Source organism: Flavobacterium suncheonense GH29-5 = DSM 17707, from assembly GCF_000430025.1.
Taxonomy (GTDB): domain Bacteria; phylum Bacteroidota; class Bacteroidia; order Flavobacteriales; family Flavobacteriaceae; genus Flavobacterium; species Flavobacterium suncheonense.
This window is the reverse complement of sequence record NZ_AUCZ01000008.1, coordinates 32,555-48,796: the sequence shown is the minus strand read 5'-3', so window position 1 is coordinate 48,796 and position 16,242 is coordinate 32,555. Positions and strand designations below refer to the sequence as shown.

Sequence of the window (16,242 nt, the reverse complement as noted above, 5' to 3'; positions counted from 1 at the left end):
ATTATAATTGATAATTTTACTGTAGTATTAAGGAATTTGGAAACTTTAAATTGTGTTAGTCATGAAATCAAAAATCGCCATCTACGAAACGCACAAGGAGGCGGTAGATGCAATCAAAACGTTGCATGACCATGGCTTTCCCATGAAAAACGTTTCGCTCATTGGTACTGCAGAAGTCATTGACGATCACATCCATGTGAGAACTTCGGATGTGGTGCAAAAAGCTCCGGCAGTAATTGGGATAGGAGCAGGGACAGTTATTGGTTTGCTTTCCGGTATCGGGGTTTTTACGATTCCCGGTTTTGGTTTTTTGTACGGCGCAGGTGCTTTAGTGGGTGCTGTCGCCGGATTTGATTTGGGCATTGTCACAGGAGGTCTGATTTCTTTTTTCGCCTATCTTGGCATAAAAGAAGACGAAGTGGTGAAATACGAAGAGCATCTGAAAGAAGGTAAATTCATGGTGGTTTTAAATGGTTCGATGGAAGAAATTGAACAAGCCGAACATATACTGCATACGGAAGGTGCTCATTTAGAGTTGTAAGATTTGTATATAAAAAACAAAAAGCCGGCAAACGCCGGCTTTTTGTTTGTAAAAGGCCTTATTTGTTCGGGCGAAGTAACAAGGCATTGGGGTATTTTTTCAGGATTTCCTTGTAATTTCGTTCGGCTTCAATCCGCGTTTTGAAAGTACCGACCCAAACTTTGTAACTGGGATTGGAATAGACGATGGTTCCGTCAAGGTTTCGGTACTCCTTCCGGAATGTGGAAAGTGCTTTTTTGGCCTCTTCGTTCGTGCCGTAAAAAATCTGAATTTTATAGCGGTCGTTAACGGTTATGGAAGAGTTTATCTTTCTTTTCTCGTTTAAGAGATTTTCGAATTTCGGATCCTGAATTATGTTAAATTTTGGGGTTTGTGCCAATGCATTTTGGTTGCCAAATACACCTGCGGTAAGAAATAATGCCAATAGGGAGGGTCTTAAAATTCTCATAATGAACTGTGTTTGATGCAAAAGTACGATTAATATGATAACGATAAAAGCAGGTATTTATTTAGAATTGGTATAAATTACAATTTAAGATAAATTTAAGGTTTTGATAATAGTTCATAAGTCGTATTTTTGTCCGAGTTTATAAATAGGGTATGTTTTCTGGTTTACGAAAATCGTACCAAATTTAGTCGAAAATCATTTTTAATTATGAAAAACGTGGGTAACCATAACTCGATTTCTAAAAAATTATTGTTCAGTCTGGCGCTGTTAGTGTCGCTTTCGCTGAATACTTTTGCTCAAGATGCAGCTGAAGCTCCTGCTGCAGGTGCGGGCGATCCGGTAGCCGGAAAAGCTATTTTTAATGCAAACTGTGCGGCTTGTCACAAGTTAGATGCTAAAATGACGGGGCCTGCGCTTCGTGGTGTTGCGGATAAATACGACAAAGCGTGGTTGTACAAATGGGTTAAAAACAGTGGAGAGCTGATTAAATCCGGTGATGCTCAGGCGGTTAAGGTTTTTGAGGAAAACAACAAAATTCCAATGACGGCTTTTCCGCAATTGTCGGATGCCGATATTGATAACATTTTGGCCTTTACTTCTCAGCCGAAAGAAGAAGCACCGGCTGCGGCTGCTGTAGCGGCAACTGGAGGAGTGACTCAGGAAGGCGGTGTCTCCAATAACCTGATTTTGGGAGTGCTGGCAGTTGTTTTGGCAATGTTGGTAGCCATGTTGTTCTTCGTTAAAAATGTACTGAACAAAATAGCGGCGGCTAATGGGGTGGAAATGCCTGTTAAAGAAAAGTCGTTACCGTTGTGGAAGGCGTTTGCTAAAAATCAATTTTTGGTTTTGGTTTCAACCATTGTGATGATTTTAATCGGAATGTATTTTATCTACGGATATTTAATGCAAATCGGTGTGGATCAGAACTATGAGCCGATTCAGCCAATTCATTATTCGCATAAAATTCACGCTGGAGACAATAAAATCGATTGTAAATATTGTCACTCGTCAGCAAGGGTGAGTAAAAATGCCGGTATTCCTTCTTTGAATGTTTGTATGAACTGTCATAAGAATATTTCTGAATTCCAGGGCGATAAAGATTCTACGTATGTAGAGTATTCGAAAGAATTCTATACGGCTGAAATTCAAAAATTATACGATGCGGTGGGATGGGATAAAACAACCATGTCTTATACCGGAAAAGTGAAACCTGTAAAATGGGTTAGAATCCACAATCTTCCTGACTTTGTCTATTTTAATCACTCACAGCACGTTACAGTGGCTGGGGTAGAGTGTCAGAAATGTCACGGTCCTGTTGAAACTATGGAAATCATGAAACAACATGCTCCGTTAACCATGGGATGGTGTGTGAACTGTCACAAAGAAACCAATGTTAAGGTGGAAGGAAATGACTATTACAAAAAAATTCACGAAGAGCTTTCTAAAAAGTATGGTGTAGACAAATTGACGGCTGCACAAATGGGAGGTTTAGAGTGTGGTAAGTGTCACTATTAATAATTAATAAGAAGCTAATATCTATATACAATGGCATCAAACAAAAAATACTGGAAAAGTGTTGAAGAGCTAAACGAAAACAGCTCTATTGTTGAGACGCTAAGAAACAATGAATTTGTTGAAGAAATCCCAACGGATGAATTCCTTGGCGATGCGGCTACCCTGTCGGCTTCCTCAACAACTCGTCGTGACTTTTTGAAATACGTTGGATTCTCTACGGCTGCGGCTTCATTGGCGGCTTGTGAAGGTCCGGTTGTAAAGTCTATTCCTTATGTAGTTCAACCTGAAGAAATCATTCCCGGTGTTGCGGATTATTATGCAACCACTATGATGGATGGTTTTGATTTTGCCAACATCTTAATTAAAACCAGAGAAGGTCGTCCTATTAAAGTTGAAAATAATAATTTGCCAAATGCAAAATTTGGAGCTAACGCAAGGGTTCATGCGTCAGTGTTGTCGTTGTACGACAGCATGCGTCTGAAACAGCCTAAGATTGGTGGTAAAGATGCTTCCTGGTCTGAGGTGAATGCTAAAGTAACGGCAAGTTTGACAGAGGCAAAAACAAAAGGCGGTCAGGTAGTGTTGTTAACCAATACGATGGCCAGCCCGTCTACAGATAAATTAATCGCCGATTTTATTGCTAAAAACCCAACGGCCAAACACGTTGTTTACGATGCGGTTTCTTCTTCCACTGCTTTGGATGCGTTCCAGATGGTGTATGGAGAAAGAGCTTTGGCGGAGTATGATTTCGCAAAAGCAGACGTAATTGTTTCTGTAGGGGCGGATATCTTGGGAGACTGGCAAGGCGGAAACTACGACGCCGGTTATGCCAAAGGGCGTGTTCCGAAAAACGGAAAAATGTCGAAGCACATCCAGATTGAGGCAAACATGTCATTAGCCGGAGCAAATGCAGACAAACGTATTCCGTTAACCGTTACCGAGCAAAAACAGGCTTTAGTTAAAATATATAACGCTGTTACAGGTTCTGCTGTTAGTACTTCTTCTTTAGGAAAACAGGATGAGGCTGTGACAAAAGCAGCACAACAATTAAAAGCAGCCGGGTCAAAAGGAGTTTTGGTTTCCGGATTGGATGATGTTAATGCACAATTATTAGTATTGGCGATTAACAAAGCTTTGAATTCAGAAGCATTCAACCCTGCAGCTGCCCGTTTGATCCGCAAAGGAGACAACAAAGCCGTAATGCAATTGGTTGCCGATATGAAAGCCGGTGCAGTTCATACCTTAATTATGAACGGTGTTAACCCGCTTTACACTTTACCAAACGCTGCTGATTTTGCAGAAGGTTTAGGAAAAGTAAAACTTTCGGTTTCTTTCACACAGAGAGAAGACGAAACGGCAGTAAAAACCACTATCGCTGCCGCCGCTCCTCACTACTTAGAGTCTTGGGGCGATGTAATGATTGCAAAAGGACATTATGCGGTTACCCAGCCGACCATCCGTCCGTTATTCGATACAAAACAATTCCAGGAAGCTTTATTGGCCTGGACTGGAAATACAGCTTCTTATTACGATTACTTAAAAGCAGTAGGAACTTCAATTGCAGCCGGAACTTCATGGAACAAATTGGTACATGATGGGGTGTATACTTTCGAGGCTGGTGTTGCCGGTTCGGGAGCTGCAGACTTCGCGGGTGCTGCTGCAACGTTGGCTCAGGCTAAAAATGCAGGAGGACTGGAGTTGGTATTGTATACTAAAACCGGTATGGGAGACGGACAGCAGGCCAACAACCCATGGTTACAGGAGTTCCCGGATCCGATTACCAGAGCGTCTTGGGACAATTATGTAACGGTTTCCAAAAAAGATGCGGAACAAATTGGTTTGGAAAACTATAACGTGGCCAACGGTGGTCTTAACGGAAGCTACGCTACTTTAGAAGTAGGTGGTGTGAAGTTGGAAAACGTTCCGGTGATTATTCAACCGGGTCAGGCTACCGGAACCATCGGTTTAGCTTTGGGATACGGTCGTAAAGAGGCTATGAAAGCCGAAATGCAGGTTGGGGTTAATGCTTACAAAGTGTATGCAAACTTAAATGCCAACCAGACGGCTAAATTGACTAAAGGAAATGGCGACCACGAGTTTGCGTGTGTTCAGTTACAAAAAACCTTAATGGGTAGAGGCGATATCGTTAAAGAAACTACCCTTGAAATCTTCAATACTAAAGATGCTGAAATCTGGAACCCGATTCCGATGGTGTCTTTAGACCACCAGGAAACGCCTACAACAGAAGTTGACTTGTGGGATTCTTTCGACCGTTCGGTTGGACATCACTTTAATTTATCGATTGATTTGAATGCTTGTACAGGGTGTGGAGCTTGTGTTATTGCCTGTCACGCCGAAAACAACGTTCCGGTTGTAGGTAAATCCGAGGTGAGAAGAAGCCGCGATATGCACTGGTTGCGTATCGACCGTTACTATTCTTCCGAAGAAACTTTCAAAGGCGACGAAGAATTAAAAGGAAAAGCTTCCGGTTTAATGAATTCTATCGATACTTTCACTGGTATGGAAGATCCTTCTGAGAATCCTCAGGTAGCGTTCCAGCCAGTAATGTGTCAGCACTGTAACCACGCACCATGTGAAACTGTATGTCCGGTTGCGGCAACTTCACACGGACGTCAGGGACAAAACCATATGGCGTACAACCGTTGTGTGGGTACCCGTTACTGTGCGAACAACTGTCCGTATAAAGTACGTCGTTTCAACTGGTTCTTGTACAACAAAAACAGTGAGTTCGATTACCACATGAACGATGATTTAGGTCGTATGGTATTGAACCCGGATGTGAACGTACGTTCCCGTGGAGTTATGGAGAAATGTTCAATGTGTATCCAAATGACACAGGCAACAATCCTGAAAGCAAAACGCGAAGGACGTGAAATCAAAGACGGTGAGTTCCAGACCGCTTGTTCGGCAGCTTGTACCAGCGGAGCAATGGTTTTCGGTGACGTAAATGATAAAGAAAGTCAGGTGGCTAAATTGGCAGAAGACGAAAGAATGTATCATTTGTTAGAGCACATCGGAACCAAACCGAATGTATTCTACCATGTAAAAGTTAGAAATACCTAAGAGTAATAAAATAAATTAATAAGAAACAATATAAAGGATTATGTCGTCTCATTACGAAGCACCCATTAGAAAACCTTTAGTTATAGGTGATAAATCTTATCACGATGTAACAGTAGACGTGGCTCGTCCGGTTGAAGGAAGAGCAAACAAACTTTGGTGGACCGTATTCTCCATTGCATTAGCAGCCTTCCTTTGGGGAGCGGGATGTATGGTGTACACCATTTCTACCGGTATCGGAACATGGGGATTAAACAAAACAGTAGGTTGGGCCTGGGATATTACTAACTTCGTATGGTGGGTAGGTATCGGTCACGCCGGAACACTTATCTCAGCCGTACTATTATTATTCCGTCAAAAATGGAGAATGGCTATTAACCGTTCAGCGGAAGCGATGACGATCTTCTCGGTAGTGCAGGCTGGTTTATTCCCGATTATTCACATGGGACGTCCATGGTTAGGATATTGGGTATTGCCGATTCCAAACCAGTTCGGATCGTTATGGGTGAACTTTAACTCTCCGTTGTTGTGGGACGTATTCGCGATTTCAACGTATCTTTCCGTATCCTTGGTGTTCTGGTGGACAGGTTTATTGCCGGATTTCGCGATGATTCGTGACCGTGCGGTAACCCCTTTCAATAAAAGAATTTATTCCATCCTTTCTTTCGGATGGTCGGGTAGAGCAAAAGACTGGCAGCGTTTTGAAGAGGTTTCTCTTGTATTGGCCGGTTTGGCAACACCACTGGTACTTTCGGTACACACAATCGTATCCTTTGACTTCGCAACTTCGGTAATTCCGGGGTGGCATACGACCATCCTTCCGCCGTACTTCGTTGCAGGAGCAATCTTCTCAGGATTCGCAATGGTTAACACCCTGTTGATCATCATGAGAAAAGTATCAAACTTGGAAGACTATATCACAGTACAGCATATCGAATTGATGAACATCGTAATTATGATTACAGGTTCTATCGTAGGATGTGCTTATATCACGGAGTTATTCGTAGCTTGGTATTCCGGAGTGGAATATGAGCAGTACGCATTCTTAAACCGTGCAACCGGTCCTTACTGGTGGTCATATTGGTTGATGATGACTTGTAACGTGTTCTCTCCGCAGTTCATGTGGTTCAAGAAATTAAGAACAAGTATCATGTTCTCGTTCATTATCTCGATAGTGGTAAACATCGGTATGTGGTTTGAGCGTTTCGTAATTATCGTTACTTCCTTACACAGGGATTATTTACCGTCATCCTGGACGATGTTCCAGCCAACCTTTGTGGATGCGGGTATCTATATTGGTACAATTGGTTTCTTCTTTGTATTATTCTTATTATATTCAAGAAGTTTCCCTGTAATTGCTCAGGCAGAGGTGAAAACCATTTTGAAATCTTCCGGGGACAACTACAAAAGAGAAAGAGAAAAAGAAGGACATCATTCACATAATCATTAATAGATCATGAGTACGAATAAAGTTATACATGCAATATACAATGATGATGACATTTTAATGGATGCTGTAAAAGCAACAAGAGCAGCACATCATCATATTGAAGAAGTTTATACGCCATTTCCGGTTCACGGATTAGACAAAGCAATGGGCTTAGCACCAACACGAATTGCCATTGCTTCGTTTATCTACGGGTGTATTGGTCTTACTTTTGCGGCAAATTTGCTTAACTACATTATGATTGTGGATTGGCCTCAGGATATCGGAGGGAAACCAAGTTTTGCTTTCTATCAGAACATGCCGGCTTTCATACCGGTAATGTTTGAGCTTACGGTTTTCTTTGCGGCGCACTTAATGGTTATTACGTTCTATTTGAGAAGTAAGTTGTGGCCGTTTAAACAAGCAGAAAACCCGGATGTAAGAACCACAGACGATCACTTTTTAATGGAAGTAGCTCTTCATGGCAATGAAGAAGATATGGTTTCTTTCTTTAAAAATACCGGCGCTGTGGAAGTTAAAGTAATTGATAAGCATTAATAGTAGATATGAAAGCCTTATATAAAATAGTAGCAGTAGTAGGTGTGTCGATAGTGGCAACTTCTTGCTTTGATAAGTCGAAGCCTAACTATCAGTTCTTTCCTAATATGTATGAATCCGTTGCCTATGAAACGTATTCGGAGTCGGATGCTTTCAACAGCGGTAAAGAAGGTCAGTTGCCGGCGAAGGGAAGTATAAAAAGAGGATTTGAACCTTACGAGTATGAAAATACTCCGGCCGGTTACATGCAGGCAAAAACTGAATTAAAATCACCTTTAGATTCCTTGTCTGTTAATCCTGAAAAAGGTGCAGAATTGTTCAATATCTATTGTGCGATTTGCCATGGTGAAAAAGGAGATGGAAAAGGTAATTTGGCGAAGAGAGAGAAATTCTTAGGCGTACCAAATTATGCAGATAGAGATATTACAGAAGGCAGTGTTTTTCATGTGGAAACATACGGTTTGAATGCGATGGGATCCCACGCTAATCAATTAACACAAGAAGAACGTTGGTTAGTGGCAAGACATGTAATGACACTAAGAGACGAATTAAAGAAGTAAAACTCATTTGAAAGTTTAGAATATGTACACCTTTTCAAACAAACTAAAAACTTTTGCTTTTGTCCTTATGGCCTTAGGGTTGTTAGGTCTTGCATACGGTTTTTTAACTGCACCTAAGACTACGGAAGACGTAGAAAAAATATTAGCGGAAAGCCACCACGACGGTCATCATGCTGCTGCTCCTGCTCACGGAGAAGCAGATCCTGCTGTTGCGGAAATTGCACACGAAGCGGCTAAAGGCGAAAAAGTTAGCGATACTGTTGTAGCAGCGCACGAGGAGGCTTCAGTTGAGAAAGCAGCTGATTCTACGACAGCACATGCAGCAGTTGCTCCTGCCGATGAGGCACACCATGACGATGCTCATCACGGAGCGGAAGCAGAGGCTCATGCAGCACATCAAAAACACTTGGAGCACGTACTGCACCAATTGCAAAACAAACCTTGGGCTGCCTTATATGTGGCTTGTATTTTCTTTTTGTTAATCTCTGTTGGGGTTCTGGCGTTTTATGCGATCCAATGGGCTGCTCAGGCAGGTTGGTCACCGGCATTGTTCCGCGTGATGGAAGGAATCACCGCTTATTTATTGCCGGGTTCTGTTATTTTCTTCATCCTGTTGGTGCTTTCGGGAATGCACATGAACCATTTGTTTGCCTGGATGGGCGAAGGGGTTACCGATCCGGCCAGTCCGAATTACGATGCTATCATTGATGGGAAATCCGGATTTTTGAATGTGCCGTTCTTTTTAATACGAGCTTTGGTTTTCTTGGGCGGATGGAATTTATACCGTTATTTTTCAAGAAGAAACTCTTTGGCTCAGGACAATGCTTCAGACGATTCTTTCTACAAAAAGAACTTCAAAATGGCGGCTGGTTTCTTAGCATTTTTCATCGTGACCGAATCCATTTCATCTTGGGATTGGGTGATGTCTGTTGATCCGCACTGGTACAGTACCTTATTCGGATGGTATGTATTTGCCAGTTTTGTAGTGAGTGCTGTAACAGTAATTGCTTTTGTAACCTTATATCTAAAATCAAAAGGGCTTCTTGAATATGTAAATACCAGTCACATTCACGATTTGGCAAAATACATGTTTGGGTTCAGTATTTTCTGGACGTATTTATGGTTCTCCCAATTCATGCTGATGTGGTATTCGAATATACCGGAAGAAGTTACCTATTTCGTAACACGTATAGAAAACTACAAATTGCCTTTCTTCGGAATGGTGGTTATGAACTTTGTGCTTCCAATCTTAATCCTTATCAATACAGACTTTAAACGTCTTACCTGGATTGTGGTTATGGCAGGTATTATCATCCTTACAGGACACTATATTGATTTCTTCAATATGATTATGCCGGCTACAGTTGGAGACCAATGGTTTATTGGTGCGGCTGAAATCGGAGCCTTGATGTTCTTCTTAGGATTGTTTATTTTTGTGGTATTCTCGGCTCTTACTAAAGCACCGTTATTAGCAAAACGTAATCCGTTGATTGAAGAAAGTAAACATTTTCATTATTAATATTTAAAGTAATAAACAAATGACAAGTTTATTGGTACTTTTAGTAGTAGTTTTATTAGGCGTTGCCGTTTGGCAATTGACTAAGATATTTGATCTGACCCAAATCGGGGCCAATGCTTCGGATGATTCCGGCATTGCAAACGACAAGGATAATAATATAAATGGTTACTTAATGTTTGCCTTTTTGGTTTTCATTTACATAACTACAATTTATTGTTGCGTGAAGTTTGGGGATTTGCCTTTAATGGATAATTCTGCTTCAGAGCACGGACCGGATGTAGACCGTCTGATGTGGATCTCGATGATTCTTATCTTTTTTGTGCAGACTATTACACAGGCATTATTACATTATTTTGCATTCAAATACCGTGGAAAGCAAGGGAAAAAAGCTTTGTATTTTGCGGACAATGATAAATTAGAATTTGTTTGGACGATTATCCCGGTAATTGTTTTGGCTGGTTTAATCCTTTACGGATTGTATGCCTGGACGAACATTATGTTTGTGGATGAGAAAGAAGGAGATCCTATTTTTGTGGAACTTTATGCTAAACAGTTCAGTTGGGAAGCCCGATATGCTGGAGAAGACAACATGCTTGGAAAAGCGAATGTTCGTTATATTGAGGGCGTGAATACTTTAGGGGTAGACATGAGCGATCCAAATGCTCAGGACGATAAAGTGGTTCAGGAGCTCCATATTCCTGTAGGCAGAAAAGTAATTTTCAAAATGCGTTCTCAGGATGTGTTGCACTCGGCTTACATGCCTCACTTCCGTGCACAAATGAACTGTGTGCCGGGTATGGTGACGCAATTTGCTTTCACACCGACCATGACTACAGATGAAATGCGTCAGACACCGGAAATGGTTGAGAAAGTGGCAAGAATCAACAAAATCAGAGCTAAGAAAAGTGCTGCTTTAGTTGCTGAAGGGAAAACAGCTTTAGAGCCGTATAACTTTGATTACCTGTTGTTGTGTAATAAGATTTGTGGGGCGTCTCACTATAACATGCAGATGAAAATTGTTGTGGTAAGTGAAGCGGACTATAAAAAATGGTTGAACGAAAAAGGGACTTTAAGCAAAGCAATCAAAGAAGCGAATGCTCCTGCTGAAGCACCTGCAGCTACAGAGGCTACTTCAGCACCTGTTGCAGATACAGTGAAAGCCATTGCACAGCTTGTAAAATAATAATTGTTTTTAATACTATTCAAATTAAAAGAATATGTCAGCAGTAGGACACGATTTAAGTCACGATCACGGACACGACCACGAACATCACCATAAAGATACTTTTATTACAAAGTACATCTTTAGTATTGACCACAAAATGATTGCAAAGCAATACCTTATTACGGGTTTGTTAATGGGAATCATTGGTGTTGGGATGTCCCTTTTATTCCGTATGCAAATAGCATGGCCTGAAGAATCTTTTGGAATTTTTAAATTTTTCTTAGGCGAAAAAATGGCTCCGGGTGGAGTAATGAAAAATGATGCTTATCTTGCCTTGGTTACCATTCACGGTACCATCATGGTATTCTTTGTATTGACAGCAGGATTGAGCGGAACTTTTAGTAACTTGTTAATTCCTTTACAAATCGGAGCTCGCGATATGGCTTCTGGTTTTATGAACATGATTTCGTATTGGTTGTTTTTCATCTCTACTATAATTATGTTGTGCTCTTTATTTGTTGAATCAGGACCGGCATCAGCAGGATGGACTATTTACCCTCCGTTAAGTGCCTTGCCGCAAGCAATTCCGGGTTCAGGGACAGGAATGACCTTATGGTTGATTTCCATGGCAATTTTCATCGCCTCATCTTTGATGGGATCGTTGAACTATGTTGTTACCGTAATCAACTTAAGAACGAAAGGAATGTCAATGACCAGATTACCTTTAACGATCTGGACATTTTTTGTAACAGCTATTATTGGTATTGTGTCCTTCCCGGTACTATTATCAGCAGCTTTATTGTTGATTTTTGATAGAAGTTTTGGAACATCTTTCTTCATGTCTGATATTTATATTGCTGGAGAGGTATTGCATTATCAGGGAGGATCTCCGGTTTTATTTGAGCACTTGTTCTGGTTCCTGGGTCACCCAGAAGTTTACATCGTTATTTTACCTGCGATGGGTATTGTATCCGAGATTTTGACCACGAATTCTCGTAAGCCTATCTTCGGTTATCGCGCGATGATTGCATCGGTTTTGGCCATTGCTTTCTTGTCAACTATTGTATGGGGTCACCACATGTTTATTTCGGGTATGAATCCATTCTTAGGTTCTGTATTTACTTTTACTACGTTGTTGATTGCTATCCCATCGGCGGTTAAAGCCTTTAACTGGATTACTACCTTGTGGAAAGGTAATTTGCAGATGAATCCTGGAATGTTGTTTTCAATCGGTATGGTGTCAACATTTATTACAGGAGGTTTAACGGGGATTATTCTTGGAGATAGTACTTTGGACATTAACGTACATGATACTTACTTCGTTATTGCACACTTCCATTTGGTAATGGGTATTTCTGCACTTTATGGTTTCTTTGCCGGTGTGTACCACTGGTTCCCTAAAATGTTCGGTAGAATGATGGATAAAAACCTTGGATATATCCATTTTTGGGTAACTGCGGTTTGTGCTTACGGAGTTTTCTTTCCAATGCACTTCATCGGAATGGCCGGCTTACCAAGACGTTACTATACCAATACTGCTTTCCCGTTATTCGACGATTTAGCAGATGTAAACGTATTGATTACCGTATTCGCCTTAGTGGGGGCAGCTTTCCAAGTTGTATTCTTCTGGAACTTCTTCTACAGTATTTTCTACGGTAAAAAAGCTACGCAAAACCCATGGAGATCCAATACTTTAGAATGGACTACACCAGTAGAGCACATGCACGGAAACTGGCCGGGTGAAATTCCTCACGTACACCGTTGGGCTTACGATTACAGCAAGCCGGGTCACGACGAAGATTTTGTGCCGCAAATCGTTCCTTATAAAGACGGAGAAGAGCAACTTCATCACTAAAATTATAAATTCACATACTAAAAAGCCTTTCTTAGCGGAAAGGCTTTTTTTACACACTGCCGTCATTGTAATTGCTGGGAGTTTTGCGATGCGGTTGTTACAGATGTTCTTAGTTGTTTGAGCATAACCGGAGAGGATGTCAATCCGTGTGAAAAACCGTGGTATAAAAAAGGGAGGTCTTCCCGACCTCCCATAAGTTTTTGATTTACTATCATTCTTACTTCTTCATTAAGCAGAATTGAATCCGAAAATAAACACGTTTACAGTATTCTATATTCAAACAAATAATAAATCAAAAACTGTCCAATAAAAGTACAAAATATTTTTAAGCTAAACAACTGAAAAACAAATGTTTGTGTTTTATATATTCTTTTTTTGTGTCAGATAATAAACCGGAATTCCGGCCAGCATAATCAAAACACCCCAGCCACAGGTTGAAAGTTTGGTAATCAGTAGGGAAATGCAAATTGCTGTCGTGATAACAATATAAAGCAAAGGCAGAAAAGGATAGCCAAAAGCCTTATACGGACGATCCGCATCCGGACGTTTTTTTCTCAGGATAAAAATTCCGGAAATAGTCAGGATGTAGAAAATCAATACGATAATCATCACAAAATCCAGCAAATCGCCGTATTTTCCGGTAAGACATAAAGCCGAAGCCCAAATACACTGTGCCCAAAGCGCCCAAGCCGGTACGCTGAATGTGTTTAAATGTGCCGCTTTTTTAAAGAACAAACCGTCTTGCGCCATAGTATAGTATACACGCGCTCCGGCCATAATTAAACCGTTGTTGCAGGCAAAGGTGGAAATCATAATCATCACGGCAATAATCAGGGTTCCGATATTGCCAAAAATATTGTTGGCCGCCACCACAGCAACACGATCCGATTTGGCGAAAGCAATATCTTCCAAAGGAACAACAGCCACATACATCACGTTGGCCAAAACATATATAATCGTTACGATAAAAGTGCCCAGGAACAAACTCAGGCCCACATTGCGTTCCGGTCTTTTAATTTCACCGGCAATAAAAGTTACGCCGTTCCAAGCATCACTCGAAAATAAAGAGCCTACCATGGCTGCGGAAATTCCCGTGATTAAGGCCGTACCCGATATCGGGAGCCATTGGCCGGTTTCTGCATTGAAGGACTTTGTGGCCCAGATATCCGTCCAGTTGGCATTCCAGATTTCTGCTTTGGTGCCTATAAGCAGTCCGAAAACAATCAGCCCGACCAACGACGCAATTTTTATAATCGTTAAGAACGTTTGCAAAGCCTTACCGTTTTTCACCCCGCGACTGTTGACATAGCTGAGCAGTATGATTGTGGCAATGGAAACCAACTGAGCGGCATTCAACTGAAAACTGCCTATTTCATAAAGAATGTTTTCATCACTAACCGCCGGAATCAGGTAAGCGGTAAACTTCGAAAAAGCTACCCCGACAGCCGCAATCGTTCCGGTCTGAATCACGCCGAAGAAACTCCAGCCGTACAAAAAGGCAATAAGTTTGTTGTAGGCTTCTTTCAGATAGACGTACTGACCGCCGGCTTTGGGAAACATGGCGCTCAGCTCTCCGTAACTTACGGCGGCAATAATGGTAATGATTCCCGATAAAAGCCAAATGATTAAAAGCCACGCGGCCGAACCCACCTGTCGGGCAATATCGGCACTTACGATAAAAATACCGGAACCAATCATGGAGCCCACCACGAGCATGGTGCCGTCCAGTAATCCTAATTCCCGTTTTAAATGTTGGTTTTCGTTTTGCATAAAAATTATGTTAAATCTTGCTAAAGATATAAAAACATCGCAATTGCACTTAAAAATTTCGTAACTTTCATAAACACAAAATTCTTACGATTATGGAAAGCCAAAAAGAATACACCAACGGGGAAATCACCGTGGTTTGGAAACAGCATTTGTGTATACATTCCGGGAATTGCGTACGCGGTTTGCCCACAGTTTTTCGTCCGAAAGTGCAACCCTGGATTGAAGTTCGCGGCGCCAGTTCCGAAGAAATGATCAACCAGATCAAACAATGCCCATCCGGTGCTTTATCGTTTTACTACAACAAAGACAAGCATGCATAACTTACAAAACACGGTGCTCATTCATAACGAAGACCGGAAACGTTTCGAGCTGGAAGTGGAAAATTCAGTCGCTTTTATTGAATACATCCAGAACAAAGACAACATTGTTTTTTTAACTCATACCGAAGTGCCGTCCGAACTGGAGGGAAAAGGTGTGGGCTCGGCCATCGTATCCCGAACGCTGGAATGGATCAAAGAAAACGGATTTACCTTGGCGCCTTTGTGTCCGTTCGTAGCGGCCTATCTGAAACGGCATCCCGAATGGGCTGAAATTCTCGCGCCCGGTTTTCACGTTTAAGGCTCAGTTTAGAATCTGCCGGCCGGACACTGCAAACTGATTACTTTCTTGTTATCTTTGTCCTATGAATGAAAATCTGAATCCCAACAAAGAGCGTTTTAGTCCTCAGGAAATCGATATCGAAAAAGCCCTGCGCCCGTTAAGTTTTGACGACTTTACCGGTCAGGATCAGGTGTTGGAAAATCTGAAAGTATTCGTAGAAGCAGCCAATCTGCGCGGCGATGCTTTGGATCACACCTTGTTTCACGGACCGCCCGGATTAGGAAAAACCACGTTGGCCAATATTTTAGCGAACGAGCTTGGCGTGGGCATCAAAATCACGTCAGGTCCCGTGTTGGACAAACCCGGTGATTTGGCCGGACTGCTTACGAATCTGGACGAGCGTGATGTGTTGTTTATCGACGAGATTCACCGTCTGAGTCCGATTGTGGAAGAATACCTCTATTCTGCGATGGAAGATTTCAAGATTGACATCATGATCGAGAGCGGTCCCAACGCGCGTACCGTACAAATTAACCTGAATCCGTTTACGTTAGTAGGAGCTACAACTCGTTCCGGATTGTTAACCGCACCGATGCGAGCCCGCTTCGGCATTCAAAGCCGATTACAATACTATAACACGGAATTGTTAACGACAATTGTACAACGAAGTTCTTCCATCCTAAACGTTCCGATTTCCATGGAAGCGGCCATCGAAATTGCCGGTCGCAGCCGGGGAACACCGCGTATTGCCAATGCGCTTTTACGCCGGGTTCGCGATTTTGCGCAAATCAAAGGGAACGGGAAAATCGACATTGAAATTGCCCGTTTTGCCTTAAAAGCCTTAAACGTAGATGCTCACGGACTGGACGAAATGGACAACAAAATCCTGACGACCATCATCGATAAATTCAAAGGCGGCCCGGTAGGGTTAACCACGTTGGCCACAGCCGTTTCGGAAAGCGGTGAAACCATCGAGGAAGTGTACGAGCCGTTTTTAATTCAGGAAGGCTTCATCATCCGTACACCGAGAGGACGGGAAGTAACCGAGAAAGCCTATAAACATTTAGGGAAAATCCGAACCAATATTCAGGGCGGATTGTTTTAGGACATTCCCTTCGGGCCGGGCTTTCACACTCGCTTTTTTCAGCTTCGCAAAGTTCCGCCAAAAAAGAGCTCAGACAATTGCTCATCCGAACGAAGTGAA

At 41.9% G+C, this 16,242-nt stretch carries 14 protein-coding genes; 12 read left to right on the top strand and 2 right to left on the bottom strand.

The window, feature by feature from the left end; all coding sequences use genetic code 11:
• The first annotated feature begins 61 nt into the window (after positions 1–61).
• Entirely contained in the window at positions 62–541 is a 480-nt protein-coding gene (locus tag G498_RS0105480; RefSeq protein WP_026980246.1) for a hypothetical protein, read from the top strand.
• A gap of 58 nt (positions 542–599) precedes the next feature.
• Here the strand turns inward: G498_RS0105480 and G498_RS0105475 are convergent, their stop codons facing one another.
• Positions 600–989, bottom strand: coding sequence for a hypothetical protein (locus G498_RS0105475; protein ID WP_026980245.1), 390 nt, complete (start codon positions 987–989; stop codon positions 600–602).
• 207 nt (positions 990–1,196) lie between these two features.
• On the opposite strand from G498_RS0105475, the gene G498_RS0105470 reads away from it, so the two are divergent.
• From G498_RS0105470 to G498_RS0105435, 8 genes are read left to right on the top strand one after another with little or no spacing between them, the layout of a single operon-like run.
• Complete coding sequence (locus G498_RS0105470; RefSeq protein ID WP_026980244.1) at positions 1,197–2,504, top strand: c-type cytochrome; 1,308 nt, start codon at positions 1,197–1,199, stop codon at positions 2,502–2,504.
• Between the two features lie 30 nt (positions 2,505–2,534).
• Entirely contained in the window at positions 2,535–5,588 is a 3,054-nt protein-coding gene (locus tag G498_RS0105465; RefSeq protein WP_026980243.1) for a TAT-variant-translocated molybdopterin oxidoreductase, read from the top strand.
• Positions 5,589–5,628: 40 nt separating this feature from the next.
• Positions 5,629–7,035 carry an NrfD/PsrC family molybdoenzyme membrane anchor subunit gene (gene nrfD / locus G498_RS0105460; protein WP_026980242.1) on the top strand — a complete coding sequence of 469 codons (1,407 nt, stop codon included), beginning with the start codon at positions 5,629–5,631 and terminating at the stop codon, positions 7,033–7,035.
• A gap of 6 nt (positions 7,036–7,041) precedes the next feature.
• Entirely contained in the window at positions 7,042–7,569 is a 528-nt protein-coding gene (locus G498_RS0105455) for a DUF3341 domain-containing protein (protein WP_035744214.1), read from the top strand.
• An 8-nt stretch (positions 7,570–7,577) separates the two neighbouring features.
• Positions 7,578–8,129, top strand: coding sequence for a c-type cytochrome (locus G498_RS0105450; RefSeq protein ID WP_026980240.1), 552 nt, complete (start codon positions 7,578–7,580; stop codon positions 8,127–8,129).
• Positions 8,130–8,151: 22 nt separating this feature from the next.
• On the top strand, positions 8,152–9,648 hold the full coding sequence (locus tag G498_RS0105445; protein WP_026980239.1) for a hypothetical protein: 1,497 nt from the start codon (positions 8,152–8,154) through the stop codon (positions 9,646–9,648).
• Between the two features lie 19 nt (positions 9,649–9,667).
• Positions 9,668–10,831, top strand: a complete 1,164-nt coding sequence (locus G498_RS0105440; protein WP_026980238.1) for a cytochrome c oxidase subunit II — start codon at positions 9,668–9,670, stop codon at positions 10,829–10,831.
• Between the two features lie 34 nt (positions 10,832–10,865).
• Positions 10,866–12,668, top strand: a complete 1,803-nt coding sequence (locus tag G498_RS0105435) for a cytochrome c oxidase subunit I (protein ID WP_026980237.1) — start codon at positions 10,866–10,868, stop codon at positions 12,666–12,668.
• A 360-nt stretch (positions 12,669–13,028) separates the two neighbouring features.
• On the opposite strand, the gene G498_RS0105430 is transcribed toward G498_RS0105435, so the two are convergent.
• On the bottom strand, positions 13,029–14,438 hold the full coding sequence (locus G498_RS0105430) for an APC family permease (RefSeq protein WP_026980236.1): 1,410 nt from the start codon (positions 14,436–14,438) through the stop codon (positions 13,029–13,031).
• A gap of 92 nt (positions 14,439–14,530) precedes the next feature.
• Between G498_RS0105430 and G498_RS0105425 the strand changes: the two genes are divergently transcribed.
• The 3 genes from G498_RS0105425 (at position 14,531) to ruvB (ending at position 16,143) form a co-directional block, all read left to right on the top strand.
• Positions 14,531–14,758 carry a (4Fe-4S)-binding protein gene (locus G498_RS0105425; RefSeq protein WP_026980235.1) on the top strand — a complete coding sequence of 76 codons (228 nt, stop codon included), beginning with the start codon at positions 14,531–14,533 and terminating at the stop codon, positions 14,756–14,758.
• Entirely contained in the window at positions 14,751–15,056 is a 306-nt protein-coding gene (locus tag G498_RS0105420) for a GNAT family N-acetyltransferase (RefSeq protein WP_026980234.1), read from the top strand. The genes G498_RS0105425 and G498_RS0105420 overlap by 8 nt, the downstream gene beginning before the upstream one ends.
• Positions 15,057–15,120: 64 nt before the next feature.
• Positions 15,121–16,143 (top strand): Holliday junction branch migration DNA helicase RuvB, encoded by a 1,023-nt coding sequence (ruvB, locus tag G498_RS0105415; RefSeq protein WP_026980233.1) that lies wholly within the window; start codon positions 15,121–15,123, stop codon positions 16,141–16,143.
• Positions 16,144–16,242: the final 99 nt, after the last annotated feature.